This window comes from Paraburkholderia dipogonis, from assembly GCF_042680985.1.
Lineage (GTDB): Bacteria > Pseudomonadota > Gammaproteobacteria > Burkholderiales > Burkholderiaceae > Paraburkholderia > Paraburkholderia phytofirmans.
This window is the reverse complement of the sequence record NZ_JBHUFR010000016.1, coordinates 430,157-456,174: the sequence shown is the minus strand read 5'-3', so window position 1 is coordinate 456,174 and position 26,018 is coordinate 430,157. Positions and strand designations below refer to the sequence as shown.

At 59.1% G+C, this 26,018-nt stretch carries 19 protein-coding genes; 7 read left to right on the top strand and 12 right to left on the bottom strand.

Going from position 1 to position 26,018, the window contains the following annotated elements:
* Positions 1–882: 882 nt before the first annotated feature.
* Complete coding sequence (locus tag ACFSNN_RS22190; protein WP_134455751.1) at positions 883–2,892, bottom strand: YadA family autotransporter adhesin; 2,010 nt, start codon at positions 2,890–2,892, stop codon at positions 883–885.
* A 363-nt stretch (positions 2,893–3,255) separates the two neighbouring features.
* On the opposite strand from ACFSNN_RS22190, the gene ACFSNN_RS22185 reads away from it, so the two are divergent.
* From ACFSNN_RS22185 to ACFSNN_RS22175, 3 genes are all read left to right on the top strand, one after another.
* Entirely contained in the window at positions 3,256–4,065 is an 810-nt protein-coding gene (locus tag ACFSNN_RS22185; RefSeq protein WP_134455750.1) for a response regulator transcription factor, read from the top strand.
* A gap of 7 nt (positions 4,066–4,072) precedes the next feature.
* Positions 4,073–6,394, top strand: a complete 2,322-nt coding sequence (locus tag ACFSNN_RS22180) for a sensor histidine kinase (RefSeq protein ID WP_134458782.1) — start codon at positions 4,073–4,075, stop codon at positions 6,392–6,394.
* 197 nt (positions 6,395–6,591) lie between these two features.
* A complete protein-coding gene (locus tag ACFSNN_RS22175; protein WP_134455749.1) occupies positions 6,592–8,781 on the top strand; it encodes a TonB-dependent siderophore receptor in 2,190 nt (729 codons plus the stop codon).
* A 114-nt stretch (positions 8,782–8,895) separates the two neighbouring features.
* On the opposite strand, the gene ACFSNN_RS22170 is transcribed toward ACFSNN_RS22175, so the two are convergent.
* Entirely contained in the window at positions 8,896–9,468 is a 573-nt protein-coding gene (locus ACFSNN_RS22170; protein WP_134455748.1) for a YbhB/YbcL family Raf kinase inhibitor-like protein, read from the bottom strand.
* A gap of 556 nt (positions 9,469–10,024) precedes the next feature.
* Here ACFSNN_RS22170 and ACFSNN_RS22165 point away from each other — a divergent pair.
* The 4 genes from ACFSNN_RS22165 (at position 10,025) to ACFSNN_RS22150 (ending at position 14,115) form a co-directional block, all read left to right on the top strand.
* A complete protein-coding gene (locus tag ACFSNN_RS22165) occupies positions 10,025–10,897 on the top strand; it encodes a hypothetical protein (RefSeq protein WP_134455747.1) in 873 nt (290 codons plus the stop codon).
* 370 nt (positions 10,898–11,267) lie between these two features.
* Positions 11,268–11,768 (top strand): Ohr family peroxiredoxin, encoded by a 501-nt coding sequence (locus tag ACFSNN_RS22160; RefSeq protein ID WP_134455746.1) that lies wholly within the window; start codon positions 11,268–11,270, stop codon positions 11,766–11,768.
* Between the two features lie 695 nt (positions 11,769–12,463).
* Entirely contained in the window at positions 12,464–13,501 is a 1,038-nt protein-coding gene (locus ACFSNN_RS22155) for a LysR family transcriptional regulator (RefSeq protein ID WP_134455745.1), read from the top strand.
* Positions 13,502–13,740: 239 nt separating this feature from the next.
* Positions 13,741–14,115, top strand: coding sequence for a response regulator transcription factor (locus tag ACFSNN_RS22150; RefSeq protein WP_134455744.1), 375 nt, complete (start codon positions 13,741–13,743; stop codon positions 14,113–14,115).
* Positions 14,116–14,151: 36 nt separating this feature from the next.
* On the opposite strand, the gene ACFSNN_RS22145 is transcribed toward ACFSNN_RS22150, so the two are convergent.
* The 10 genes from ACFSNN_RS22145 to ACFSNN_RS22100 form a co-directional block, all read right to left on the bottom strand.
* The gene (locus ACFSNN_RS22145; protein WP_134455743.1) at positions 14,152–14,814 is read right to left on the bottom strand and encodes a response regulator transcription factor; all 663 of its coding nucleotides are present in this window, start codon (positions 14,812–14,814) and stop codon (positions 14,152–14,154) included.
* A gap of 529 nt (positions 14,815–15,343) precedes the next feature.
* Positions 15,344–16,003, bottom strand: coding sequence for a TetR/AcrR family transcriptional regulator (locus ACFSNN_RS22140; RefSeq protein WP_208949456.1), 660 nt, complete (start codon positions 16,001–16,003; stop codon positions 15,344–15,346).
* A gap of 592 nt (positions 16,004–16,595) precedes the next feature.
* Positions 16,596–17,600, bottom strand: coding sequence for a DedA family protein/thiosulfate sulfurtransferase GlpE (locus ACFSNN_RS22135; protein WP_134455741.1), 1,005 nt, complete (start codon positions 17,598–17,600; stop codon positions 16,596–16,598).
* 179 nt (positions 17,601–17,779) lie between these two features.
* Complete coding sequence (locus tag ACFSNN_RS22130; protein ID WP_134455740.1) at positions 17,780–19,051, bottom strand: DUF3734 domain-containing protein; 1,272 nt, start codon at positions 19,049–19,051, stop codon at positions 17,780–17,782.
* A gap of 10 nt (positions 19,052–19,061) precedes the next feature.
* Entirely contained in the window at positions 19,062–19,844 is a 783-nt protein-coding gene (locus tag ACFSNN_RS22125) for a 3-hydroxybutyrate dehydrogenase (protein ID WP_134455739.1), read from the bottom strand.
* A gap of 18 nt (positions 19,845–19,862) precedes the next feature.
* Positions 19,863–20,642, bottom strand: coding sequence for an acetoacetate decarboxylase (locus tag ACFSNN_RS22120; protein WP_134455738.1), 780 nt, complete (start codon positions 20,640–20,642; stop codon positions 19,863–19,865).
* A gap of 241 nt (positions 20,643–20,883) precedes the next feature.
* Positions 20,884–21,690 (bottom strand): hypothetical protein, encoded by an 807-nt coding sequence (locus ACFSNN_RS22115; protein WP_134455737.1) that lies wholly within the window; start codon positions 21,688–21,690, stop codon positions 20,884–20,886.
* Positions 21,691–21,800: 110 nt separating this feature from the next.
* Entirely contained in the window at positions 21,801–22,808 is a 1,008-nt protein-coding gene (locus ACFSNN_RS22110; protein WP_134455736.1) for a bestrophin family protein, read from the bottom strand.
* Positions 22,809–23,016: 208 nt separating this feature from the next.
* Positions 23,017–24,570, bottom strand: coding sequence for a DHA2 family efflux MFS transporter permease subunit (locus tag ACFSNN_RS22105; RefSeq protein WP_134455735.1), 1,554 nt, complete (start codon positions 24,568–24,570; stop codon positions 23,017–23,019).
* A gap of 104 nt (positions 24,571–24,674) precedes the next feature.
* On the bottom strand, positions 24,675–25,988 hold the full coding sequence (locus ACFSNN_RS22100) for an HlyD/EmrA/EmrK family protein (protein ID WP_134455734.1): 1,314 nt from the start codon (positions 25,986–25,988) through the stop codon (positions 24,675–24,677).
* Between the last annotated feature and the right edge of the window lie 30 nt (positions 25,989–26,018).

The window sequence follows — 26,018 nt, the reverse complement described above, 5'->3', positions numbered from 1 at the left end:
AGGATGCCTACTTATCGTGTTTAATTGGTCTAGCTTCGGCGCGCGTCGCCTTGACGTTGGATCCGCGGCAAACTCCTCTTACCGCCGGCGAATCATGAATCCCTAGAACGAGCGCATTCCCACGCCGACAATGCGATTCGCATGACTAAGTAAATATCGAAAATCGATCAGAGCGCCGGTTTTCGAAGCACTGGCTCCCCGGACGCTTGACGAATGTCTGGTTTATGAAGGTCCGAAGGGGAGACGCAAAGGAAAGGCAATCGCATGGCGGAGCACCAATTGCCGGCCAGGCTGATGTGGTCGCTTAGCCGTGGCAGCGCCCGACTCTGTTCCGACTGCGATGCTCATCGATACTGTCCCCTCAGTAGCCTCTTGCAACGTTTCGCCGGCTCGTGGCATGACAAGTCGTCTTGCGCCGGCTACACGTACCGCTTTTTCTTTCTCGCAACGCATCGAGCACTATGTGAGACGAAGGCCGGCGCGCTATTCGCATGGAATGTGGCGGCTCCCTTTATTTGAGTCGTGTAATAAAAGGAAAGATGAGTGCTCGCGCGAACTCTCTCATAGGTCTTTTCATTTGTCTACAAAAAGCCTTTGACGATATCCGGTTATTTCCAAACCTGACAAATGGATTCCATTAACTCGATTAGCGACTCCGGAAATGGTCAGGATTTCCTGACAACCATTTCAGGAAAACTGCAATTATTTCTCTATTTTTTTAACGCCATTTGCGTGTAGCAACGTGCATTAAAAAATGCCAGGCAGTTAAGGAGAAGGAAAAAGAAATCCATTCGGGAGGCCGGCCTGGCAGGTTCTCTATTCCTTGCCTGTCTGCCGCTGCTGCGGCACAAGGGCGGCAGCAGCGGAACACAGTCGAGCTATTTACCAGCGGTAGCCGACGCCGGCACCCGCCCCCACGGAACCGTGACCCGAAACGCCCGTCGTGACGGAGCCTTTCACCATCCACTTCTGCGTCGCGACCGACAGCCCGACAGCCATTGCGGATTGTCCACCGTAGTTGCCGCCTGCGAGTGCGACCACCTTCTCACCCGGCAATACAGCTTGCGGCAAATTCGCCATGGCGATTGCGGACGCTGTGCCAGCGCTCGCGTCACGGCGATATTTCTGCATGTCATCGCGAACGCTGTTGATCGCGCTGTTCAGCTGTCGCACGTTGACGGCGTCCGTCGGAGCCGTACCGTCTGCAACGTTGGTGATCTGACGCTCAGCACCCGGCGCACCGACCGAAACCGTGTTGTCCCGGTCCGCGACTGAATTTGCACCCAAGGCAACCGAATTATTCGCGGTGGCTTGGCTGTTGGTGCCGATGGCAGTCGAGTCCGTCCCCGTGACTTTGGAATTCGTGCCGATGGCGGTTGCGCGTGCAGCCGTGACTGTCGCGTTCGTGCCGATGGCCGTACCGTCTTGACCCGAAACGTTCGCACCGTTGCCCACGGCGGTTCCGTTCGGAACTGACACCACCGAATTTTTGCCCACTGCGGTGCCGGTATCGTCAGTGGCCGTGCCATTCGAACCGGATGTCGAGATCTTGTCGATCGTAGTGGTGATCGACGCCAGATTGGTCGAGAGCGCCGAAACCTGCGAAGCGATCGAGAAAAGCTGCGAGCCGTTCACCGCGTCCGTGCTGGTGGCGCTGATTCGACCGGCGGCGACATTTTGCAACTGATGTTCCTGACCGACCGCGCCAATACTCACGACGCCGGTCGGCGCCGCCCCCGCGAAGCCACCGAAGGTGACGCCGTTCAGCGTGACGCTACTCACGTTCGTGGCCGCACGGGTGACCGCACCGGAACCGAGCGCTGTCGAGTCTGCAGTCGAAGCCACCGCCGCGTTACCAATCGCAATTGAGTTGGCGCCTGTCGCTTGTGCGACAGTGCCCAGCGCAATCGCGTCGGCCGATGTTGCCTTCGCACTAAATCCGACCGCGACAGAAGTGAGGGCGGATGCGGTTGTCGACTGACCAATTGCAATGGCCGATCCCCCGCTCGCCAAGCTTGCGTCGCCGAGCGCCGTCGCGCTGTTGCCGCTTGCCGTCGCTGCGAAACCCAGTGCGGTTGAGACGAGGCCGCTCGAGTTCGCCCCTTGGCCTACTGCCAAAGCACCTACATTGCTTGCCGTCGCCGCCGGGCCGACTGCTACGGAATTCACAGCAATTGCCGAGGCATTCTCGCCAATAGCGATTGCGTTCTGGGCAGTTGCCTGTGCGCGGGAAACGGCAACGCTACCGATCCCCGATGCAACGGAATCCACACCGACTGCCGTAGCGTCAGACGCGTTCGCACTTGCCTGGAAACCCAGCGCCGTTCCGCCAGCGGCCGAACTATTGGTACCGACAGCCGTTGAAAATTCAGAAGTAGTGTGTGCAAGAGCACCGATTGCAGTCGCGTCGCCGGTCGTCGTGGTCGCCCCGCCGCCGATCGCAACGGCTCTCGTGCCATTTGCGACCGAATTGGCGCCGACCGCCGTGGCATTCGTGCCATTCGCTGTGACCGTATCACCCACTGCCGTCGCGGCACCGCCTTGCGCCGAAACATTTATGCCGACAGCCGTATTCTGGCTTGAACCGTCCGCACCAGCGACCGCGGGGAACACTCCGCCCGTGCTCGCGGGGGGCGCCGTGGCGCCCCCGACGGTCGCAGTCTGACCAGCGTTTTCGCCACCGACAGCGAGGTTATCTGCGTACGCCTGCCCCACCGGCAGCAGTATCGCTGCCGTCAGTACTGCCAGCGCCGCCTTTGATTTCAGTGGGATAGCGATCTTACCCATTTCTGCTTGCCCCGGCTCGCCCTGCACGCCGCGCTGCGTCTCGGCTGCAGCGACCAGCGTGCCAACTCGACGATTCCAAATCAACTTATATCGGCTCTTGTTCATTACGTTCCGCTCTCGCTTGTCTGATAGTCAATGAAAGGATCCATATCCGGTCTCCGTCCCGCTCTACCGCCGGAAACACGCCACTGCGCCCATGCTTACAAATGTATTAGTTGGCAATTTTGTGTAAGGCCGCGAGGAATTATGTGCAGCGTTATTGCGGCAATCGTTTTGCCGGAGGGACGAAATGCTTTGCCGGAGGGAAAATTCTTTTGCTATTCGTGCGCAAACCGCTCGATTTAAATTGAATTAACAATCTGGTACTCTTCGCGGCACTAAGATGGCGACCGATCCTCGCGAAACTCAAGCCGCGCGATTCGCCGCCGTTAATCAGAAGTTCACCCGTCAGCTCATTTCGCCTACACGATGTCGCCCCGAAACAGTGCCCTCACGGACGCCCATCTACTTCTGGTAGACGACCAGCCGGATCAGCTTCGATTGCTAATCGACGTGCTGCGCAACGCCGGGTGCCGGATCAGCGTCGGATTCGACGGGTCACAGGCTTATCAGCGGGCCCTCGCGATCTCACCCGATCTGATCCTGATGGACGTCCGGATGCCACGCATGGATGGATTCGCCGCCTGCCGGCTGCTTGCCGCGGACCCTCGCACTTCTGGGATTCCAGTCATATTCCTCACCGTTGCCGGAGACCTTCAGGATCGGATCAACGGGCTGGAAATCGGGGGCGTGGACTACGTATTGAAGCCTTTCGAGCCAGACGAGGTACTCGCACGGATTCGCGTTCACCTCGCCCGAACACGCGGCAACCGGTATGCCGATCAGGAAGTGTCCGTCTCGGACTTCACGGGCAACAGCGTCATCGTTCGTGCGGCCGTCCGGCACTTGTCGCAGAGGCTGAACGACGCGCCGACGGTCGAACAACTCGCGCGCCTGGTGGGGACCAATGAAAAACGACTGTCGCGTGCGTTTAGGGACAACCTCGGCAAGACAGTCTTCGAGCATCTTCGGGACGAACGGCTGCGGATCGCACAAAAGCTGTTGAGCAGCACGTCATTGAGCATTGCCAGCATTGCCGAAGAAATCGGCTTTTCCAGTGCCGCGAATTTTGCCACTGCGTTTCGCGAACGATTCGGTATGCCACCGTCGAGCTATCGGGAGGAATTTCGCAGCCGGGATCTGGCTGACACCGTGGCATCCGCCCTCGAGGCAGAGTGACGACATCATGACGACGACCCGGTGGCTTCGCTTATTGTTCTTGTGTCTGAGCTGGTGGACCACCCATTCGTCGGCCATCGGTCTCGACACCTCGGGCGCGCGGACACAAGAAGTTCCCACTCTGGATCAACTGCAGGTATTCGAAGACGTCTCGGGCAAGATGAACCTGGACGATATCCTCACACTGTCCGCGGGGTCCGCGCCAGGCTTCCGTCCCATGGAGCGGAGTCGATTCACGCCAGGGTTCACCCGTTCGGCATGGTGGCTGCGCATGTCGGTGAGCAATAGTGGCTCAACAGCCCTTCCACTCGTGCTCGTGTTCCCGGACGCGCGCCTTTTGACAGTAGACTTTTACACCGGGTCCCGGTCCGGCAACCACTGGACATATGCCGGCATCGATCCCGCTCGCTCAGTGCCCCAGCCCTCTGCGGCGCGGTATCGGTTGATGAACTTCACGCTTGCTCCGGGTGAACAGCGCCTCTTTCTCATCCGGGCAGCCAGCGATACTGCGCTCACACTCGAACCGAAACTGTATTCCGCAGCGGCATACGACGCGCTGCAGATGCGCGCAGCGCTCTGGGACGGCGGATTGATTGGCGGCACGCTCGCCCTCGCATGGTGCGCGTTGCTCATCGCTTATTTTTCCCGCAGTGTTTCGTTCCTTGTACTGGCCGCGCTGTGCGCCATGACAGCACTGTTCGAAGCCGCGGATCGCGGCTATACGAAGATTTATCTGTGGCCGTTCGCGACCGGCTGGAGCGCCAGAAGTGTGACGGTACTCGGATGTACTGCCGTCCTGCTGTTCATCGTATTCATCTTGCGCATCTCTCGCAGTGAACAAGCCAACCTGCCCGCACGCTACATACTGTTCGGGTTTGCGCTGCTTGAGTGTGTCGCAGCGATAGGCGCCGCATTCGGCAATCTATTCGTGTTCGCGCAAGTCGGTGTGTATGTCAATGCACTGTTCGGCGTTTTCACGGTGATTATTGCCGCACACCTCGCGCGTCAGTCAACTCCCACCGCGCGGATCATGCTGCTCGTCATGATCTTCTCGCTGTTCAGCTTTGCGTTGCGCATGCTCGAAACGCTTGGCTCTTTGCCGACGGCGCTCGCCTGGTTGAAGTCCGACATTCATCCGAACCCCGTCGTTGCAATCATTGGTTTGGCCACCAACCTCATTGTGCTTGCAGCGTGGATAAACCACGTCGGAAAGCAGCGAATAGCGGCAAGAACTGCACTCGCAGACTGGCAAAGAACCGAACACGACCGCCTACGCGAACAGGTTGCGCAGCGCACACTGGAGTTGAACGAAGCATTGCTGTACGCCGAGGAGAAAAACCAGCAACTGATCGAAACCTTGGGCTACGTGAGTCATGACCTCCGTGCGCCGCTTGCTACGATCACGGGTTATGCCAGACAGCTGCGGGAACTAGCGGATTCGAAGCAGGTTAAGCCGATCCTGGCAATCGAGCGCAGCGTGAACTATCAACTCGGCCTGATCGACGAACTGGTCGGGTATGCGAAAACCGAGTTGCAGCCGTTGGAGATCGCTCCGGTCGCAACCGACCTGCCTGCACTTCTCGATGACATTGCAGAGTACGCGCTCGCCCTCTGCTCGCAGTTGAACAACCAGTTCAACTATCAGGCACTGACGCCGTTGCCACGCCGACTGACGATCGACGGCCGCCGGCTACAACAGGTACTGCTCAACCTGCTCTCGAACGCGTCAAAGTTCACCCGTGACGGCTTCGTCACGATGACGGTGAGCACGCGCCTGCAGGACGGTCAATGGCACATGAGTTTTGAAGTCTCTGATACCGGCATCGGCATCGACATCGAAGCGCAGTCGAAACTCTTTGCGGCTTTTCGCCGGATACAGGCTGTGAACGGCAGCACGGGACTTGGCCTGATTATCGCGCAGCGCATTGTCAACACCATGGGCGGCGACTTGCGCGTGTCAAGTGCGCCGCATCGCGGCACCTCGTTTACCTTCGACCTCATCGTTCCATCTGCGGCAGATGAGGATGCGCTGCAGTCGAACATCGTAGAGCACGCTTCTGGCGGTTCAATTCCTGTTCGCTCACAACGCAAACACGGGCTCGCCGTTGCCGTTCCTCCAGAAAGCGATCGCCGGGAACTGGCCGTTCTTGCGAAGAACGGACGCCTGACTGACATCGAGCGATGGATAGACAACATGACCAACGCTCACCCCACCTGCGTCGCGTTTCTGACCGACATGCGGCATTGCCTCGAAGCGTTGGATTTCCCAGCCATCGAGGCTCGTGCTCTCGCACCGCACGAAACGTACGAAGGCTCACGCGCCTGCTAACGCAGCCCTGGCTGCTTTCAAGCCAGTGCAACTTCGGCCGGTATCCCCGAAACACTCGTGCGCAATTCAACGAACAGAGCCACGCCACTGAAGCGTGCGACGCTCACCGCGGAAAAATGAGGCGGCGGCCGGACGGCTGCCGCTCTTTGACAAATGGGTCGGCCGGGCAGGCTGCCAAGAAAATGGAGCAGCAGAAGATGGTATGGACAACCGGGGCAAGGCAGCGTGCGATCACAGTGGCAGTGAACGGGATGGTTTGCGCGGCGACAGCCGGTCATGCGTATGCACAGGTGGCACAATCAGCGAACGACAAGGTGAAACCCGAGGTCACGCTGTCGGAGATCAAAGTGCAAGACGCGGCGAACGCGGCGTCGGTCGGGCTCGTCGGCAAACGCACCGCGACCGGCACGAAGACCGACACGCCGATCACCGAAGTTCCGCAAACGATCAACGTCGTCACCGAGCAGCAGATCGAAATGACTGGCGCAACCGACCTCAACCAGGCGCTGCGCTACGTGCCAGGCTTCGCATCGTTCGGATCCGACAGCCGCACAGACCTGTATGCGGTGCTGCGCGGCTTTACGCCCACCTTGTTCATCGACGGATTGCAAGCGCCGAATACAACACCCATCGCGAGTTGGCGTATCGACCCGTACACGATCGACAGCATCACGGTGCTACGTGGGCCGACATCGGTTCTGTACGGGGCCGGAGATCCCGGCGCGATCGTCGACGTGCAAACCAGGCGAGCCGACGGCGAGCGCGTGCGTGAGGCGGATGTGCAGTTCGGCAACTATGCGCGCAAGCAGATCATGCTCGACATCGGCGACAGGCTCGACGCCGATGGCAAGTACGCGTATCGCTTCGTTGGCGACGCGCGCGATGGCAACGCGGTGACCGGACCGAATGCGGACCAGCGCGTCGCGCTTGCGCCGTCGTTTCGCTGGCGGCCGGATTCCGGCACTTCGCTGACGCTCACGGCGACCTACCTGCAGGACTGGAATGATATTTCGCATAACTTCCTGCCCGCGCACGGCACGGTAGTGACCAACCCGAATGGGCAGTTATCGCATGACGTCTACACGGGAGACCCTACATTCAATGACTACCGCAAGAAGCAGTGGTCCCTCGGCTACCAGTTCTCGCACGATCTCGATTCCATCTGGACGTTAAGCCAGAACCTGCGCTGGATGCATCTTTCTCTCAGTGACGCGTCGGTCTTTGGCGGCGGTCTTGCCCAGGGCAGCACGACCGATATAACACGTTATGCAGGGCTGTTTCAGCCCAACTACAGCCGCTTCGACATCGACAACAACGCGCAGGCACGCTTTGGTTCCGGCCAGCTCGAGCATATCGTGCTGCTCGGGTTTCAGTACAACCGGCAGACGGCGACCAACAGCGTGTGGCTCGCGTTGGCGCCCGAGCTGAACATCTACAATCCGGTCTACACGCCGGTCACGAGTGCGATCTTCTCGAGCCCCGCGTCGCTCGGCCGCCAGGATCAGTACACCACGATGAACACGTTCGGCGTGTACGCGCAGGACCAGCTCAAATGGAATCGCTGGACCTTGACGTTCGGCGGCCGCGAGGATTGGGTCGACACGCATCTGGACGACCACGAGGCCGGTACGCAAACGAAACAGGATGTCAGCGCGTTTTCCGGACGCGTCGGCCTCACGTACGAGGGCGACTATGGACTGTCGCCATACATCGGCTATTCGACATCGTTCAATCCGGTTATCGGTGTGAAGATGTTCGGCGGTGGATTGCCCGAGCCGACGCGCGGCAGGCAGATCGAGGCCGGCCTGCGCTGGCAGCCGTCCGGCAAGAACCTGATGCTGAGCGCAGCCGTCTATCAGATCAACCAGACCAACGTCGTGACACCGGCGCCGACGAATCTCGATCCCACGGGAACGTCTTCCGTGCAGACGGGAGAGGTGCGCTCACGCGGCATCGAACTGAGCGCGGTCGGAAACGTGACGCGCGAGTTGTCCGTTATCGCGTCGTACGTCTATCAGGACGTGAAAAACGTAAAGGCGAACGACGCGTCGCTGAACAACTGGCCGGTCGACATTCCCCGCCCTCGCCAGATGGCGTCGCTGTGGACCGACTGGACATGGCATACAGGAGCGCTCGCGGGCTTCGGGATCGGCGGTGGGATTCGCTACCAGAGCGCGTCCGCGGGGGCGCCGGACAACTCGCTGACGGTCGCAAGCTATACGCTGTACGACGCGGCACTCCACTATCAGATGCGCGACTGGCGTTTCATGCTGAACGCGGCAAACCTGTTCGACCGCCACTACATCAGCGGCTGCCAATCGTACTCGGTCTGCGCATTCGGCAATGGGCGAACGCTGCTAGCCAACGCCAAATACACCTGGCAGTAAGGCACCCTCGATTGTTGGGCTGACTTGAGCGAACTTTCAAGGGCGCTGCCATAGTTTTCCACGTCTACTCGAATATGCGCCGAGCGCGCTCAGGCCAGTTTGCATTCACTCTGCTCAGCCCGGCGGCCGACGGTATTTCGCAACATACTGTGCCCTGCCGAGAACCTTGCCATGCATCTGATAAGCGACGAGCGCAGCGCTCGATGCCGAACTCACATCGATATGGGAGACAGCGAGAGCAGATGCTGTCACGACGTAACGATGCGACTCTCCTTGAGGAGGACAGGGTCCGCCGTATTTGGACTCGCCAAAATCCGTCAACGTTTCGACGGCGCCGGTCGGCATTAAGCTGGCCGTGCCCGAAGCACCCTTCTCAAGCGACGACTCCGACGCCGGTATGTTCGCGACTTGCCAGTGAGTCCATCCGAGCCCCTCTGTCGGCGCGTCGACGTCGTGAATCGTTACAACAATGCTTTTGGTTCCCCGCGGAACGTTGGACCATGAAATGTGCGGCGATACGTTAGCTCCGTGACATCCGAATCCTCCGTACACCTGTTCGTTCGCGAACTGGCCGCGATTCAGATCATCGACTTTGACGGTAAATGGCGCTGCGATCGCTATCGCCGGCATCATCGCAATGAACGCCGAATAGCAAAGCGTCGTGCGAAGACAGAATGTCGACCTCATATCAACCTCCGTGAGAGATACGTCAGTGGGAATGTTCCCACGCTATCCATCAACAGTGCGGCCTGGAAGATCGATTCGGGGAACCACTACGTTGTCGTGAGTGCAACGTCAAATCTGACCGGCGCAACGGCGCCGCTCCGAATATAGGCCGTGAGGCTGTTCGAATAAGTGGCCCGCTGGCCGCGGTGAGTTTCGTCGTTGATTGGTGCGGGGCGGGCAACACCATGTGACCGTCCGCGAGACTATCGCAACATCCGACATCCGCACTACGATATCGACGTGTATATCGCGCATGCTCTGGACACATCGAGTCGGCGAGACGCACATGCGGGGGTCGTCCCGATCGCCAATGCAAGAGAACGAGTTATGAAGATCGTCGTCATCGGCAGTAGAGGCCTGGCAAGCTCACAAGTCATGACCGTTCTGCGGCGGGACGGCCACGAGGTTGCTGCTGCGCCGTCCCAAGGTGTGTGGATGCCATCCACGGCAATGCTCATTAAGCAGCCGCTAGTGCTCCCTGATTGATTGACGTGATTGATTCAATTGACCCGCCATCATGCGTACCATTCAAATCCTGCTCCAAACGACCATTCCGTTTACGGCCGACGACTGGTCGATAGCCCGGTTTAGCCTATTGACCGAATTATTGCGGACCTATCGAGATCCCAAGGAGCAGGTGAGGTTCAACGTCGTGGCTCGGGACCGCGAGTCGCGCGGACAGCCGGACCCTATTCTTTCTCGACTCGATGAGAGCGAATTCGATCAACTGTGGCTGTTTGCCGTCGACGAAGGGGACGGGCTGACTTCCGAGGACTGCGCGGGAATTACACGGTTCCGGGAGGCCGGCCGTGGCTTGCTGGCGACCAGGGATCACATGGACCTGGGCAGCTCGCTCTGCAGTCTGGGCGGAGTGGGCAAAGCACATCATTTTCACACGCGCAATCTGGATCCCGACCGGTCCAGACGCATGATCGATGATCAGTACACGACGCACATTTCCTGGCCCAATTTTCACTCGGGAGCAAACGGCGACTTTCAGGAAGTATCGATCGTCGCCCCCGCGCATCCGCTATTGACGGACCCTGACTCGCCAACCGGCTCGATCCGCTTCCTGCCAGCTCACCCCCACGAGGGCGCCGTCTGCGCGCCCGATGGCGAAGATGCTCGAGTCATCGCACAAGGCAAAAGCAAGGTGACGGGGAAACTCTTCAATCTTGCTGTCGCATTCGAACCGTCGATTCGCGGAGGCCCCGCGGTCGCCCAAAGCACCTTTCATCATTTCGCCGACTACAACTGGGCCACCGAACTTGGTTGTCCATGTTTCGTCACTGAACCGCCTGGCAGAGGAATGCGGGAACAGCCGCACGCGCTGCGGGACACCCATCGATATTGTGTCAATGTCGCGCTGTGGCTAGCCGGGGTGATGTGACGCATCGGCGTCCGTGACGGTTGCTAATTTTGAAGCGGATCTGCTGGGAGCAGCGGCGGTTGCCTAGGCGTGCAACCACCGCGAGGGTATTCCGCTTTCATCTGCTGATTTGGATTGGTGCCAATCCGGAAACACCGAGAGTCCGCGGTCGGCACTATCGCCATGATTTGCGCTCGACTACTATTGGCTCAGGGATCCTCAGGAGATTCACCCACGCATCGCGCTGTCCGTGAACACCTGGATGAAATGACGCACGTTGCCGTGATTCGAAGATGATGCCGTCCTGACCATCTTTCAGTGCTGACACCGTAGGTTTCGACGAATGGGCGGCGGACAGTAGAACGCGAGTCACCGATCTCGAGAAGACATCATGGACAACAACAAGCTGCAACCACCACCGCTTTCCCTCCTCGACCGGTATCGCGGCCAGGATTTCGAGCCGCTGTACACAACGACTGTCACCGTTTCCGGTGGCGAGACGGGGCACGGCCGCGCGTCGGGCGTGGCCCGGTCAGATGACGGAAATCTCGTTCTGGATCTGCGGCTGCCCAATGAACTGGGAGGACCGGGCACCGGGACCAACCCCGAACAGTTGTTCGCCGCGGGCTTCGCAGCATGCTTTCACGGGGCGCTGAACTTGCTTGGAAGTCGCGCCGCGATGGAGATCAGCAATACTGCCGTGGAGGTGCAGGTTTCGTTCGGTCGCGATCCGGTCGATGGAGGCTATGCATTAGCCATCGACATCCGGGTCCGAATGCCGGGCGTTGAGCGACAGCGCGTGGAAGAGCTGGTTCGCAATGCCGAGCGCCTGTGTCCGTATGCAAAAATGGCCAGACAGGGAGCCGTCAATATCGTGACCGTTGTTGACTGACTCCGCATGCGCTTCTTTCGCTGGGGCCTTCGGAGCGTTCCGGTCGCGGACCGGCATCGTCGTGACCGGGCTTCTTGCACGAAGGGCCTTGCAAACGCCGATCGTCAATTGGATCTGCCGGCTTGCTGTTTTCGCATTAGCTCGACGTCAATCACAATTGGCGCGGATCGTCATGGCAAGGTGTGACTTCGTTCGTGCACCGCTTCACTTCGTCATTCTGCTTCGTACCGTGTTTTCAAGCACCGTTCTGTGCCGGCTTCACCGGTCATCACTGCTCAATGCGAGGGCGGCTCGGCACTGCCCCATACAGTCCTCATTCCTCACACTCTTAGCAGCCGTAATGGCGATACCAGGCTGCGGAGCTGCTGCGCCTGGTTGTGTCAGAAATATGTCCGACGGCTCATATCCAGGTATAGGGTCCCCACTTGTTCGTAGGTACAAAACCAGCCGTTTGTTGAATGTTTTTTGCCCTGCCCAGAGCATAGATTGGTAGTCGTGCGAAAACCTGGTGTTGCACGCCGAAATCACTTCCAGTCTCGCACGAAGAGCGGCGTCCGCAATCCGACGCTGCAAACCCCTTCATTAAAAGGAAGCCTGCAGTCGCGCCCGAGACACCGAAGCGCACGTGACGGCAGCAGGAATGCCGCGGCGGACGGTACAGCGGGCCGCATCAGTTCTCCTTTTTGGAAAGCAAAATGAATCAATCGGACACATCGGAACGCTGCTTTCGAATCGGCTTGCCGAATCGCGCTGACGCGCTGTCCACCAGTATTGCCGCGAGCTACGTGGGCATCATGGCCTTCATGGCGGTGGCGAGCGAGGGCAGTTTCGCCAAGGCCGGCGAACGTCTGGGCGTCGGCAGATCGGCCGTGAGCCGCAACGTCCAGAAGCTCGAAACGCAGTTGAGCACGCGGCTGTTCCTGCGCACCACGCGCAGCACGCAACTGACGCGTGAAGGCCAGCGGTTCTTCGAGAACTGCCACCAGGGCGTCTCGCACCTCGTGGAGGCCATGAACGACATGCTGGAGCTTCGCGAGGGACCGCCTCGCGGCCTGGTGCGCATCAGTTCGACGGTGGGCTTCGGCAGAAAAGTGGTGGCACCGTTGCTGGAACAGTTTATCAAGGCCTATCCCGACATCGCCGTCGATCTGCTGCTCGATGACCGGCCGATGGACTTCGCCTCCGAGCAGATCGACGTGGCATTCCGCAGTGGACGCATCGAGGATTCGAGCATCATCGCCAAGCAGCTGATTCCGATGCAGATGGCACTTTGCGCCGCACCATCCTACGTGGCAGCGCACGGTCTGCCGCAAACGCTGGAAGAGTTGTGCCAGCACGATTGCATCAACTTCCGACTCTCCAGCGGGCGGGTGTTCGAATGGGAATTCAAGGTGGACGGCCACGTGCGCAAATACCTGCCGACCGCCCGCCTCACGTTGAACGATGCCGACCTGGTCTTGCACGCGGTTCTGCAGGGCTCGGGCATTGCGCAGATGGCCAGCTACCAGATCCGCGACCACATTGCCGCCAATGAGCTCGTCGTGGCACTGGCGAGGCACGTGCCCGACGATGGCGGGCACTACATCTGCTATCTGAGCCGACGACACTTGCCCACGCGAATCCGTGTTTTTATCGACTTTATGACCGAGCAGATCCGCGCGCTCGATCTGAACTGCCTGAGCGGGTTTAACGCTGAAGCAACCCGACCATCGGCAGCGGGAATGGCGGCCTGAGGCTGTCCTGAAGCCTATGCGCGCTAACGCGATGAGTCTGCGACTGGCGCAACACTTTTTTCAGCGCAACGTGGGCGGGCCTGTTGCTTGCGCGCACCCGAATTCAAGACGCGGCGCCCCCCCCATACGTCTGTATGATTTGGCGCCGGCCGCTTCCGGGCTAGTCTGTAACGATTAAGCATTCACGGCGCAAGCCTGCCGAGCCGGCGGCCTCGCGCGCGACAGTCGAGGTCTGAGCTTTGGATACCAACCCGGTTGTCTGCATCGTCGACGACGACGAGGCCGTCCGTTGCGCGACCGCGAGCGTCGTTCGCGCGGTGGGCTGGCCAACGTGCGTTTTCGCTTCCGCGGAGGATTTTCTGCAAGCCGCGGACGCCCTCGGCCGCCTCGCCTGTCTGATTTGTGACGTGCAAATGACCGGCATGTCCGGCGTCGAAATGCACGAGCGCCTGCTGGCGCGCGGCTGTGCGCCGCCGATCATCTTCGTGACGGCATTCCCAACCCCTGAACTCGAGGCACGAGCTCGCGCAAACGGTGCGTCTGCGTTTTTAGAAAAACCGGTGGATGCGACCACCATTACAGGTTGGCTGGCGCAAGTTTGCGGCAAAGCGTGACGCTTGCCCTCGGTGGGCCGCCGCACACTCAACCAGCTATCGTGTGGCGCGCGGTTCGTTTTTCAGCGCTTCCGCCTTGCGTACGAGGTCCGCGACAGAGCGTGCCGCCATTTTCTTCATCGCCTGCCCTCGGTGGATCTTGACGGTAATTTCGCTAAGATGCATTTCCGATGCAATCTGCTTGTTCATCAGTCCCATCACGACGAAGCCCATCACTTCTTTTTCCCTCGGCGTAAGCGACTCGTAGGCAGCGCGCAGCGCACCGTTCGCCTGCTCGACATCAAGCCGTTCACGGTCGCGCTTGAGCGCTTGATCCACAGCATCGATCAGGTCCTGGTTGCGAAACGGCTTGGGAATGAAATCCACCGCGCCGGCTTTCATCGCTTTGACTGTCATTTCGATATCGCCATGGGCAGTGATGAACAGGATCGGCATATGCAACCCGCTCCCCGCCAGCTCCTGCTGAAACGCGAGGCCGCTCTCGCCGCGCAGTCTGACATCGAGAATCAGACAACTCGGTCCGCCGTGCTTCGGAAAAGCGAGGAACTCCCGCGATGACGCGAACGTCTCGACACTCAGGCCGATCGAGCGCAGCAGCGCACTCAAGGCAAGCCGCATGGGCTCCTCGTCGTCGATGACGTAGACAACGGATGCATCGCCGCCGTTTTTTGTCGAATTCGAATTCGGGTCCGAAGGCATTTCGGTTCCTTGTGAGTCGGGAAGGTCGCGCCGCTAACTGGAGTGGACGGGCATCAGCCAGGCGGCAATCGACGCCAGGCGAAACGTGTATCAGGCGATCAATAGAGCCTTAACGCCTCTCTCTGCTTGCGCGCCCACCTGAGAGTGTAATGATTTAGTTTTGCTCTTCAATACGAATCCCGTATGAAAGCACGGCCCCTGTGTGCATTAACGCTAACGAGTCGAATAAATTCCATGGTCTTGCAACTCCGCTGCGCTGCAGGACGGAGCCGACAGCACCGCAGCAGGCTAGATGCCTAGACCACGGCGCCTGCAGTTAATCGGGAAAATGCTGGCTTGCACAACGGCTCGCGTTTACCCTTGGATTAGATCAGGTAAGCGAATATGGCAGACAGCCAAAAGGAACGTGCGTGGAGGACGGCGTGCGTGACGCGCCACGTCAGGCCGTACGGTGCTCCGGATAGACTTTGAGAATTTCGATGCAGCGGTCAATAGAGGCCGGCATGCCAACGCGTCGCATGCTCACTCATCAGGATTGCGTCTGTACCATCGTTGGTGTTTTCAGCTCGACACGCGCTGCGTCGATGCTCTTTTCTTCCGGCGCGGCAGCGCTCACACAGGTCTCGTTTCCGCATTTACTCAGGGGAGACTGTCCTGAGGCTATCGATGACACGTAAGCGCCGCACATCGTCGTCAATTGCTTGCGAAGCAGCTGCATCAGGTGATCCGACGCGTGCTGCTCAAAAGCAAGACGTGTCGATCCCAGTAATGTTGAAGTCAGCATGAACGCAACGACCGGCAGTTGCTCGCCTTCCAGGCGGCTCGAACTCTCCAGCATCGCAATGGTTGCCGACTCGAGTCGACGATACGTCTCCTGAACCAGCTCACCGGTATCCAGCTCCGGCCAGACGAGGTAGAACGCTCTCGCCTCCAGATTCTGCGCCGTCGATGCCGTAAAGAACGAGTCGACAAAGCCGGCCACCATTCGCTCGAGTGAACATCGATGAAGCCCAAGACACGCGCCTTCGACCGCATTTGCCACTCGCTGCAAATGTCGCTGCACGACGGCATAGAGGAGCGAATCTTTATTTGCGTAATACTGGTAGACGGTGCCGACAGAAAATCCGGCACGATAGGCTACTCGAGTGGTCGTCAGCTTCTTTGGACCGTCTAGCAGAATGACTTGCACCGTTGCTTCCAACACTGTTTCGAGTGTGCTTGCAGAGCGAGCCTGGCTGGGTGACTTTCTTGGTTGCGATACGCTCGCTTTTTTCCGCCTCATTGCCGCGCCTCTGGTCACGATCAAAATAAACTCACTTCTTCAACGCAAATTCGGCGCTATGCTATTACAGGAAACGAAGTCTCTGGCGGCTCGAGCCACCGAAAAAACTGAGGATTCGGCTTGAGTAGTGCCTTGCGAAAGAACCCGGCGACGGCTTCGCCTTTGCCGATGGGACTTCGCCGCACGAGATGCATCGAGAAAAAAATGAATGGCGGAATCGCGACAGAAAGCAGTGACGCCGGTTGAACCTGGTCCCTATATAAGCGCTTTAAGCCAAGAGCCTCACAGCCTGGAGCTAGCCGAGTACGATATAAAACCCGGCGATTGCCAATTGCCGCCAAGTCGGGCGCGGCAAGTAGTCTGACATGGAAAACGCGAGTCATAGAGGCATAGTGGTTGTACCGCTTGGACGCACCCGTGCCGGCATTCGCGATATGGTCCGCCGCTTTTCCAAGCGCGGATAATCGGCGCACACCAAAATAGATTCGCGGCCAAACAACTAATGCGCGAAGAGCTTCTCCCCTTCTCCACTAATGGCAGTGTCGTTTTCCACCACCATCGGATCGACGTCGAAGCCCGCGTCGCGCCAGGCACCAATGCCACCGGAAAGCGGCAATGCAAGTTTGACTCCGGCCCGTCGCAACCGCTTGGCCATCCACGCCGCCGACACGTCGTTTGGACACGAGCAATAAATGACGAGAGTCCGGTTTGCCCCATAGTTCTCGACAATCTGCTGAAGTCTCCGTTCGTCAACAAGCACGGCACCTGGAATGACAAACGGATCGAGCATCCTGCGCTCGGCAGAGCGGATATCGAACACGATGGGTCGCGGCTTGTTGGCCAGCAAAGCATGTAACTCGCCCACGCTGATCCGCGCCTTCTCGAGCGCTTTTGCCAACAGAACTCTGCGGCCGTACCGATACGCTACATAGAGCACCAGCACGACGCCAACCACGAGCAACGTATCCCAGCCGAAATGAGAGATCAACGCGAAAACACCATCGATCTGCGACGCAAACAGTGCGCCGACGGTCGAGCCAGCCGAAGCCCACAGCGCAACGCCGGCGCAATCGTAGAGGATAAAAGAACGCAACCTGACTGCCATCGCACCGCATAGCGGCACGGCAACCAGCGACAAGCCGGGCAGGAATCGTGCAACGATTAGCACACGAACTCCCCAGCGTCCAAAGAAGCGCTCCGTTTTGCGGACGCAGGTTTCGCGCGACAGCGACAGTTTGCAAACCATGTGAAGCGTACTTTCGCCGTACCTTTTACCGCCCTGAAACCAGACCAGATCGCCCAGCACGCCACCAGCCACAGCCGCGCCGACTATTGTCGCGAAATGCAGGAGCATGGGCGACGCACCGTGTGCACTGAGGGCAATGCCTGCGCCAACCGTGATCAATGTCGGTATGACAGGCAGTGGCAGGCCAAGCGATGAACCGAGAACGTTCAGGAATACGACTAGCACGCCATACCGTGCGATCAGTTCATGCGACAACATGATGCTCTCCTTCCGGCTTACTTGTACCCGTCTTGACGATCGATCATCGCTTCGCCTGGATCGGGCTGCGCGAAGCGAGCCCGGCACTGACTGGCATCCTGCCCGTCAAGGTCTGGGCGTTCGACTCATGTATTTATGACGAGTCAAAATGAACGCCCCATGACGAGATCCGACAAGCGCTACTTCGCACCTGATAGTTCTTTTTCGGCCAACCTCTTTGATTGCGGCGCAATGTCCTTCACCGGGCCGGCGAGGTCGTCATGATCCTGCCGGTAGCGGTGAACATCGCGCGTGACAAAACCAGTCTCGTGGCTGGGAATATCGAACCACTCGGGATGTCGGAAGGACCGGCGGATGTCCGCGAGACCGCTCGCCCAGTGCTCGCGCATCGTACCTTTGCTGAACTCATAGTCCTTGTAATGCCCCTCGAACGCCTTGTTCTTGTAGATCAGGTGTACAACGTTTACCGCGCCGCCGTCCGCCACTTGCTGCGCCTCGCGAAGCAACGGGTGGACAAGCCGGATGTTTTCTGGAACGTGCTCGAGCAGCGCCTTGATCATCTGTGCGTGTTTCTGCTTCTGCGACATAAAGGCGGTAATTGCTCTTGTACGGCTCGAATACTGAATGTCTTTGGTACGCTCGCTGACGTCCAGAAAGTCGCCGGGCAATTTGCCGCGAGAACTCCATAGATCCACCTGGAAGATGAGTGTGTCCTTGTGCTGACTCTCCTTGATAATCTCGGTGAGCGGCGTGTTGGAGACAAGTCCGCCGTCCCAGTAAAATTCTCCGTCGATCTCGACCGCCGGAAAACCCGGTGGCAGAGCACCGGATGCAATGAAATGCTCCGGGGCCAACCGCATTGCCGAATTATCGAAGTAGACAAGATTGCCCGTTCGCAAGTTGACCGCGCCAACGGACACGCGAACGTTGCCGTTGTTGATTCGATCGAAGTTCGCGTATCTCAGAAGCGTTTCACGCAATGCGGACGTATCGTAATAGCTGATTTGATCGGGGCGCTTTTTGCCGAACGGCGCCAAAGACATGTGCGCGCGCGGTGAGAAGAAGCCCTCCTGACCTTCCAGCAGGGTACGGGTCGCAGCCCACGCACTTGACCATCTGCGGCCTATGTCTTCAAACCCCGGCCACGCCGGAACGCGCGCGCCGGCATGCGAGAAGAAATCCGACGGCTGACTGATCGTGTTCCAGAAACCGCGCAATGCCTCTACTCGATCCGAGGGTGCATTGCCAGCGATGATCGCCGTGTTCAGTGCGCCAATGGAAATGCCCGAGATGCGAGTGGGCTCGACACCGGATTCGGCCAGGCCTTCATATACGCCGGCCTGATATGAACCTAGGGCACCGCCTCCCTGGAGCACGAGTCCGATTTCGTCATACGAGGGGAGTTTCAGTTTTGAAGGCTGCAATAGCTCGTTACGCTGGCTCGCATTCATGAGGGCCTCCTTACTGCATGAACCAGCCATGACTGACCACGATCGATTGGCCGGTGAGCGCGCTCGACTCGAAGCCGGCCAGGAATGCAACCGTGTTGGCGACATCGTCGAGCGACGTGAATTCGCCGTCCACGGTGTCTTTCAACATGACGTCGCTCACCACCTGTTGCTCGGAAATGCCCAGAGCCTTGGCCTGCTCGGGGATCTGCTTGTCCACCAGCGGTGTCCTGACGAAGCCAGGACATACGACATTCGCGCGCACGCCATGCGGACCGCCTTCCTTCGCGACAACGCGAGCGAGACCGAGAAGCCCGTGCTTGGCTGTCACGTAGGCGGACTTGAGCTGCGACGCCTCGTGCGAATGTACCGAGCCCATATAGATCACCGCGCCGCCTTTTTTGGAGGCGTACATGTGCCTGATAGCGGCTTTGGTTGTGAGAAACGCGCCGTCGAGGTGAATCGCAAGCATCTTCTTCCAATCGGCAAACGGATATTCTTCAATCCGATTGACGATCTGAATGCCCGCATTCGAGACGAGAACGTCGAGGCCGCCCAGCCGCCTCACCGTTTCAGCCACACCGGAATTGACTGATTCTTCGCTGGTCACATCCATACCGATAGCAATGGCTTTAGCACCGGTCCTTACGATATCTTCAGCAACCTTTTGCGCGTTCACCAGATTCAGATCCGCAATCACGACTGTCGCGCCGTCCGCCGCGAGTTTTCGTGCACACTGCTCGCCGATGCCGCTTGCCGCGCCCGTAACGAGCGCGACCTTATCATTCAGTGCCATATTCTCTCCGTGAACGTTTTACTGGTTGACCGCGAGTTTCATCGACTCCGCGGGAGCAAGATAGTCATAGGCCACCTCACCCACATCGAGTGTGAGATGAGCAATGACGTGACGTGCGCCGATAACCCTGCGAACCGGCAGATCGGCGACCGACGCAAGTGCGTGCGGATTGAGTTCGAGCGCTGCCGGACCTTCCCACGCACCGACAACCTCGACATCGCGTAAAAAGAAGCGCACCAGCTCGCAAATTCTCACCGACCCGTCGACATGGGGAATGACCTTGAGCAGATAGTTCGGCGTGTCGGCAAGCTTGCGGCATTCCGCGGCTGTATCGAGTGCGCGATATTTGTAGCCCATCGTTCCTGTCGCGATACGCTGCGTCCCATAGTCGAGCGTGCCGAGCAACGTGTCCTTGCCGTCGACGCACAGCTTGGGCGAAGCGAGTTTCTTCGGAAATCCCCAGATTTCCCGCCCACCGGCGATAGGACCTTCGTCATCCAGATACATGGCGTGCGTAAAATTGGCGCGATTTCCATCCGCGTCGAGAACTGAAATGACCTGGCCGCTTTCCGTGTAGTCGCCAAACCCCGAAGAATCCGGCATGCGAATGAACTCGTAATGAACGATCGGCTTGTCGACCATCAGCGGCTCGGGAACAACAGCCTCAAGCGCATTCATATCCGTCTCATACGAGATGATGAAGTATTCCCGATTGACGAAACGGAACGGCGGACGCGGATAGGCGGGATTGTGCACCGGCATCGCAAACGCGTTCTTGCGGATATCTTCTTCTGTCATAGGTCGTGTCCCGGTTAGTGAGGTGCGGCGTATCGACAGGTCAATTCTCGGCCGCTGTCAGGACAAATCGTAGGCGCGGTTGGCGAACTCCAGTAGCCCCGTGAACGAAATCATCATGTTGCCGGACCGGCAACAATCGACAACACCAGGAAAATGCACCACCGTGTCGAGTGAGACACGCATACCCATTCACGCGGTGACGAAACGATCATCCGCATTGGAGCGATGCTGCGTGTTCCAGCTACTTCGACAGATGCAGCGTCTTCGACAGCACCACGCTTCGCTTTGCGTTTATCAGCCAGATGGCGCTGATATCAGCGTATAAGCGGGAAGTTCTGGTCGTGATATCAGTTGGTTCGTCATCCGTAGGATCTCGATGATCGATCCGGTCGCTGAAATACGGGGACACCATATGTCCCATGATGACAATCGCGTACTCCCCTTCCGTTTCCGCGTACGCGGCCGGGGAGAGCGTCACGCTTCCGCGAACCGTGGTCTTCTTACTCTTGTCAGACTCGAGTTCGATTACGTCGACTTGCTGAATGAACCCCTTGGCCCGCGCTTCGGGTGCAACCACAAGCTTTCGGCCGCTTGGTCCGCTTACTGTTCTTTTGATCAGAATGTCTGCTGGATCGTCGTCACCGGACAAATCGACGTTGACCGTCAACCGGTGCTTGTCCGCCTGATACCGTATTCCATACCGGACGGGTACGACAAACGTGAAATCGTCAGCCAGTCCAGACTCCGTCGAGTCGTGACGGGATCGATCATTACCAACAGGAAGGTGGACGAAGCGCAGAACGCGGTTGCCGAAGGAAGGCGGCCCGGCATGCGCATGCTGATTCACCACCCTATCCCGAACGACAACGGGATCGTCGCCTACGAACGGACAAACTGGCGCGGATTGGGCGACATTGGAGGCCGCCATATCTACCGCACGCATCGCCGTGACCGCGTTCGCTGGTGTTCCGACTTCCGTCAGCATCAGCGCACATACGAGCCCGCGCGTGACGTTGCATAAGATTCGTCTGGATCTCGGTTTAAACATGACCGTACTCCTCGCATTCCAACACGGGCTGTTGCAAAGCCACTCAGGGTCGATCCGGATGTGCCCCAAACGCACGCACACCGCCCCCCGCAGTTCCATTAACGTCGAATCTAGAGCACGACAGTAGTCTCGTGGTCCGGCATGGGAGCCATCTCCGCATCACCGAGCATCTCCTTGAGTTCGCGTTCGACAGTCCGGCAAAGCATTGAAATCGGCACGTCATTGGCGCCTCCTTCAAAGGGGTTTTCAGTGCTGTCCCCGACCTGCTCGAGCGAGGTGTACATCCACGAAACGACCACGCTGAACGGCACGACGAGCCAAACCATGTTGCCGTGCATGAACCCGGTCACGCCGTCGTTAAGTTTGTTGAACTCCTGAAGCAAGCCAAACGGGAAAAGCAGACAAAAAAACCGCACGAACAATGTATTGATGGTTGCGTACTGGCGGGGATAAGGAAAGTTCTTGAGTCGCTCCGCGCTCGCTTGCTGGTCGATCAGATCCCGGAGCGTTCTTTCCAATTCCATGTAGAAGCTAACGCTGATTTTTCCGGAAGCAAGCAATCGGCTAATAGCCGCACCTTGCAGACTTAAAACCTGCGTGGGCTTATTCGCACTCGACAATACCTGCTTTGTCTCCTCAGGAGGCAGATACAACGGGAGTAGATCCTGGATCGCCACCGCGCGCTCGGGAATACGATAGAAGCGTTGGTACTCGGCGTTGAATGGCTTGTCCGCACTTTCCCATACACGCGGTTGCCTGAGCTCGTAACGCAGTGCCGTGAGCCATGCCAGATGGCGGTTAACCAGTGCTTTCGAGACCTCCGCATCCATGGGGAAATCCCGGGCTATGACGCCCCAGAGTCGGCTGGCGCTCAGGATCGAAGTCCAGATCTGCTGCGCCTCCATCGCCCGATTGTAGGTCTGAACGTTCTTGAAACCCACTATGAACGATGTTGCCGTACCGAGCAGAACAACGACACTCAGCGGTACGGACAGCCACGAAAACCCCAGGGCTTTATAAAGAACAACCGGTACCGATCCCCACAGGAACAGCGCGTAGATCTGCCTTCTGGTCCAGACCAGAAACTCGGACAACTTGTATGATTTTCCTAGATGCATGAAAAGTTGAAGACAAGAAAATTGCCGAAATGGGAGTGAGTGACATTGTGGAAATCGACGTCGGGCGCGCCGATCTGCAGGCGCGCCTTTGCAAGGATTTTTTACCGGCAACAACCGCGCCGCTCGACCCGTTGGCGCTCATCTGATTCGGCCAAGCGTTGCGCAATTCCGCGGATCATCTCGAATCCCACTAGCAGATCGAGAGCCGTTAGTGCGCGCCGGCCGCCGCGCCGCCATTGACCTTGCCGGGTCTCGTCAGCCAGACCAGCGGAATGATCACGATGAAAATCAGTGAAGAGAGCCAGAAAATATCGTTCAGCCCGAGCATCGCGGCCTGTGCATTCAGCGAACGTTCGAAAAACGCCGTGGCCTGCTCCATGCTGCCGCCTAATGTCGTCTGGAGGTTCGCAATAGCGCTCGTGTAGCCGGGGTTATTCACGCTCGACTGTTCGGCGAGTTGTGCATGGTGCAGAATCGTACGGTCGTTCCAGCCCGTCGAGATCAACGACGTGCCCACGCCGCCCGCGAACACGCGCACGAAATTGGACAAGCCTGCGGCCGCCGGAATCTTCTCGGGCGACAGCCCCGACAGGATGATCGCGGTGAGCGGCGTAAAGAAGAGTGCCATCGGAATGCCTTGCAACAGCGTCGGCAGCACCAGGGTGTAGGGATCGACGCTGCTCGTGTAATGCGAACGCATGAAGAACACGCCCGCAAAACCGAGGAACGCCAGAGTCGCGAGTACCCGTGCGTCGGACTTCGGCATGATCTTCGCCATCACGGGGGCGAGCAGCACCGCGAAGATGCCAAGCGGCGCCGTCACGAGACCCGCATCCACCGAACGATAGCCGAGATAGCCCTGAATCCACTGGGGCAAGATCACGAGGTTCGAGAAGAATACGGCGTACGCGACCGAGATCGCAATCGTGCCACCACGGAAATTGCGCCCTGCGAAAAGACGCAGCTCCACGATTGGATTCTTCTCCGTGAATTCCCAGATCAGGAAGAACAGGAAGCTGATGCCGGCAACGACAGCGAGCACGCAGATCACCGGCGAATTGAACCAGTCGAGATCCTTGCCCTTGTCCAGCATGATCTGCAGCGACGCGACCCATGCGATCAGTGACAGCAGGCCCACCTTGTCGATGGGAAGCTTGCGCGTCGGCGAATCGCGGTCGCGATAGATCATCCAGGTCACGGCGGCGGCGAACAGGCCCACGGGAATGTTGATATAGAAGATCCACGACCAGCTATAGCTGTCGGTAATCCAGCCGCCCAGCGCCGGACCCGCAATCGGCCCGACCGTCGCCGTCATCGCCCAGAGGGAAAGCGCCGTAGAACTTCTTTCCTTGGGATACGAGCCGAGCAGAATGGCCTGTGAGAGCGGAATCAGCGGGCCCGCGACCGCGCCCTGCAAGACGCGCGCGGCGAGTAGTACGATCAAATTCGGCGCGACGCCGCACAGCCACGACGAGAATACAAACAACAGGATCGCGCTCACGAATAGTCTGATCTGACCAACCCGCTGCGTCAGCCACCCCGTCAGCGGAATCGCCACGGCATTGGCCGCCGAGAATAACGTGATCACCCATGTGCCTTCGTCGACGGATACACCGAGATTGCCCGAGATGGTTGGAATGGCCACATTGGCAATGGACGAATCGAGCACGTTCATGAACGTCGCGAGCGCGACGGCGAGTGTCGCGAGAACCAGTTTGCCGCCTGTCAGCGGCGGCGGTGCAAGTTGCGTCGAGGGATTCATCTCGTTCCCAGTCCGAAGTTTTCGACAGGACCGCGTAGTCGCGCGGCCCGCCAGCTTACTGAATGAACCGGAACGCCGCGGCGAGACGCGCTCCGGCGTGTCGTCTAGCCCGCGCGCTGTCTGGTGCCGCTCCTGTCGCCTGCCTCGCGCTTCGCGGATGGCATCGACGATGCAACGTTGCCCGTGGATCCCGCATGCAACGGGACGATGTTTCGCGCGATGATCTTCTCGATCTCCGCATCGGCTTGCGCGCCGTATTCGGCGAACACATCCGTGCGATACGACGTCTTCGTCGCCGCGCCGAGCTGCGGGCCCGTGTTGTCACGGGTATCCACGTCGACATCCATCGAGAGGCCGATCCGCAGCGGATGCGCTTCGAGTTCCTTCTGGTCGAGCTGGATGCGCGCGGGCAGACGCTGGACAATCTTGATCCAGTTTCCCGTCGCATTCTGCGCAGGCAAGCTCGCAAACGCGCTGCCCGTGCCCGCGGAGAACCCCACCACCCGGCCGTGATACTTGACCTTGCCTCCGTACACGTCGGCCGTCAGCGTGACAGGTTGACCGATGCGCATATTGCGCAACTGGTTTTCCTTATAGTTCGCATCCACCCACACGCCGTCGAGCGGCACGATCGCCATTAACGGCATGCCCGGCGACACGCGCTGCCCGACCTGCACCGCACGCTTCGCGACATAGCCGGTGACGGGCGCGGGTAACGTGTTGCGCGCATAGCCGAGATAGGCGTCGCGCACTTTCGACGCGGCGGCCTGCACATTGGGATGCTGTTCGATCGTGGTGAGATCGGTCAGCGCGCGGTTGGCTTCGGCCTGTTGACGCGCGGCGTCGAGGGCGGCCTGTGCGGCCGTCACGGCGTCGCGGCTGTGCGCGATATCCTCGGCCGACACGGCGCCCGTATCGGCGACGGCCAGGCGGCGCCGCAGATCGGCCTGCGCGCGGACCAGATCGGATTGCTTCTGCGCCACGTTCGCGGCGTAGAAATGGTTGTTCACGTACAGGCTGCTCACCTGCCGCACGGTTTGGCCCAGGTTTGCTTCAGCGTTGCCGAGCGCGACCTTCGCGTCGGCAACGTCGAGCGCGACGACCGGGTCGCCGGCCCTTACGATCTGCGTATCGTCGGCGTTCACCGCGACGACCGTGCCCGTGACCTGCGGCGTGAGTTGCACGAGATTGCCGCTGACGTATGCGTCGTCGGTTGATTCGTGATAGCGCGCATAGGTCATGTAGTAAGCACCATAGGCGGCCGCCGACATGACGACAGCCACGCCAAGCAGCGCGAGCAGCACCTTGCGCTTGCGCGGATTGGGTGCGTTTTCGACAGCACCCTTTGCCGTTGCGGCGTCATGCTTCGTGGCTGCCGCGCGGGCCTCGGGACACTCCGTTGTGTTGGTTTCGCTCACTTCAATTCTCCAGGCGGATTCGGTGGGTAA

What these genes read in the sequence shown, in the direction of transcription:
- ACFSNN_RS22190 (WP_134455751.1), bottom strand. Translation starts at nt 2,892, where the DNA reads ATGAACAAGAGCCGATATAAGTTGATTTGGAATCGTCGAGTTGGCACG.
- ACFSNN_RS22185 (WP_134455750.1), top strand. Translation starts at nt 3,256, where the DNA reads ATGTCGCCCCGAAACAGTGCCCTCACGGACGCCCATCTACTTCTGGTA.
- ACFSNN_RS22180 (WP_134458782.1), top strand. Translation starts at nt 4,073, where the DNA reads ATGACGACGACCCGGTGGCTTCGCTTATTGTTCTTGTGTCTGAGCTGG.
- ACFSNN_RS22175 (WP_134455749.1), top strand. Translation starts at nt 6,592, where the DNA reads ATGGTATGGACAACCGGGGCAAGGCAGCGTGCGATCACAGTGGCAGTG.
- ACFSNN_RS22170 (WP_134455748.1), bottom strand. Translation starts at nt 9,468, where the DNA reads ATGAGGTCGACATTCTGTCTTCGCACGACGCTTTGCTATTCGGCGTTC.
- ACFSNN_RS22165 (WP_134455747.1), top strand. Translation starts at nt 10,025, where the DNA reads ATGCGTACCATTCAAATCCTGCTCCAAACGACCATTCCGTTTACGGCC.
- ACFSNN_RS22160 (WP_134455746.1), top strand. Translation starts at nt 11,268, where the DNA reads ATGGACAACAACAAGCTGCAACCACCACCGCTTTCCCTCCTCGACCGG.
- ACFSNN_RS22155 (WP_134455745.1), top strand. Translation starts at nt 12,464, where the DNA reads ATGAATCAATCGGACACATCGGAACGCTGCTTTCGAATCGGCTTGCCG.
- ACFSNN_RS22145 (WP_134455743.1), bottom strand. Translation starts at nt 14,814, where the DNA reads ATGCCTTCGGACCCGAATTCGAATTCGACAAAAAACGGCGGCGATGCA.
- ACFSNN_RS22135 (WP_134455741.1), bottom strand. Translation starts at nt 17,600, where the DNA reads ATGTTGTCGCATGAACTGATCGCACGGTATGGCGTGCTAGTCGTATTC.
- ACFSNN_RS22130 (WP_134455740.1), bottom strand. Translation starts at nt 19,051, where the DNA reads ATGAATGCGAGCCAGCGTAACGAGCTATTGCAGCCTTCAAAACTGAAA.
- ACFSNN_RS22125 (WP_134455739.1), bottom strand. Translation starts at nt 19,844, where the DNA reads ATGGCACTGAATGATAAGGTCGCGCTCGTTACGGGCGCGGCAAGCGGC.
- ACFSNN_RS22120 (WP_134455738.1), bottom strand. Translation starts at nt 20,642, where the DNA reads ATGACAGAAGAAGATATCCGCAAGAACGCGTTTGCGATGCCGGTGCAC.
- ACFSNN_RS22115 (WP_134455737.1), bottom strand. Translation starts at nt 21,690, where the DNA reads ATGTTTAAACCGAGATCCAGACGAATCTTATGCAACGTCACGCGCGGG.
- ACFSNN_RS22110 (WP_134455736.1), bottom strand. Translation starts at nt 22,808, where the DNA reads ATGCATCTAGGAAAATCATACAAGTTGTCCGAGTTTCTGGTCTGGACC.
- ACFSNN_RS22105 (WP_134455735.1), bottom strand. Translation starts at nt 24,570, where the DNA reads ATGAATCCCTCGACGCAACTTGCACCGCCGCCGCTGACAGGCGGCAAA.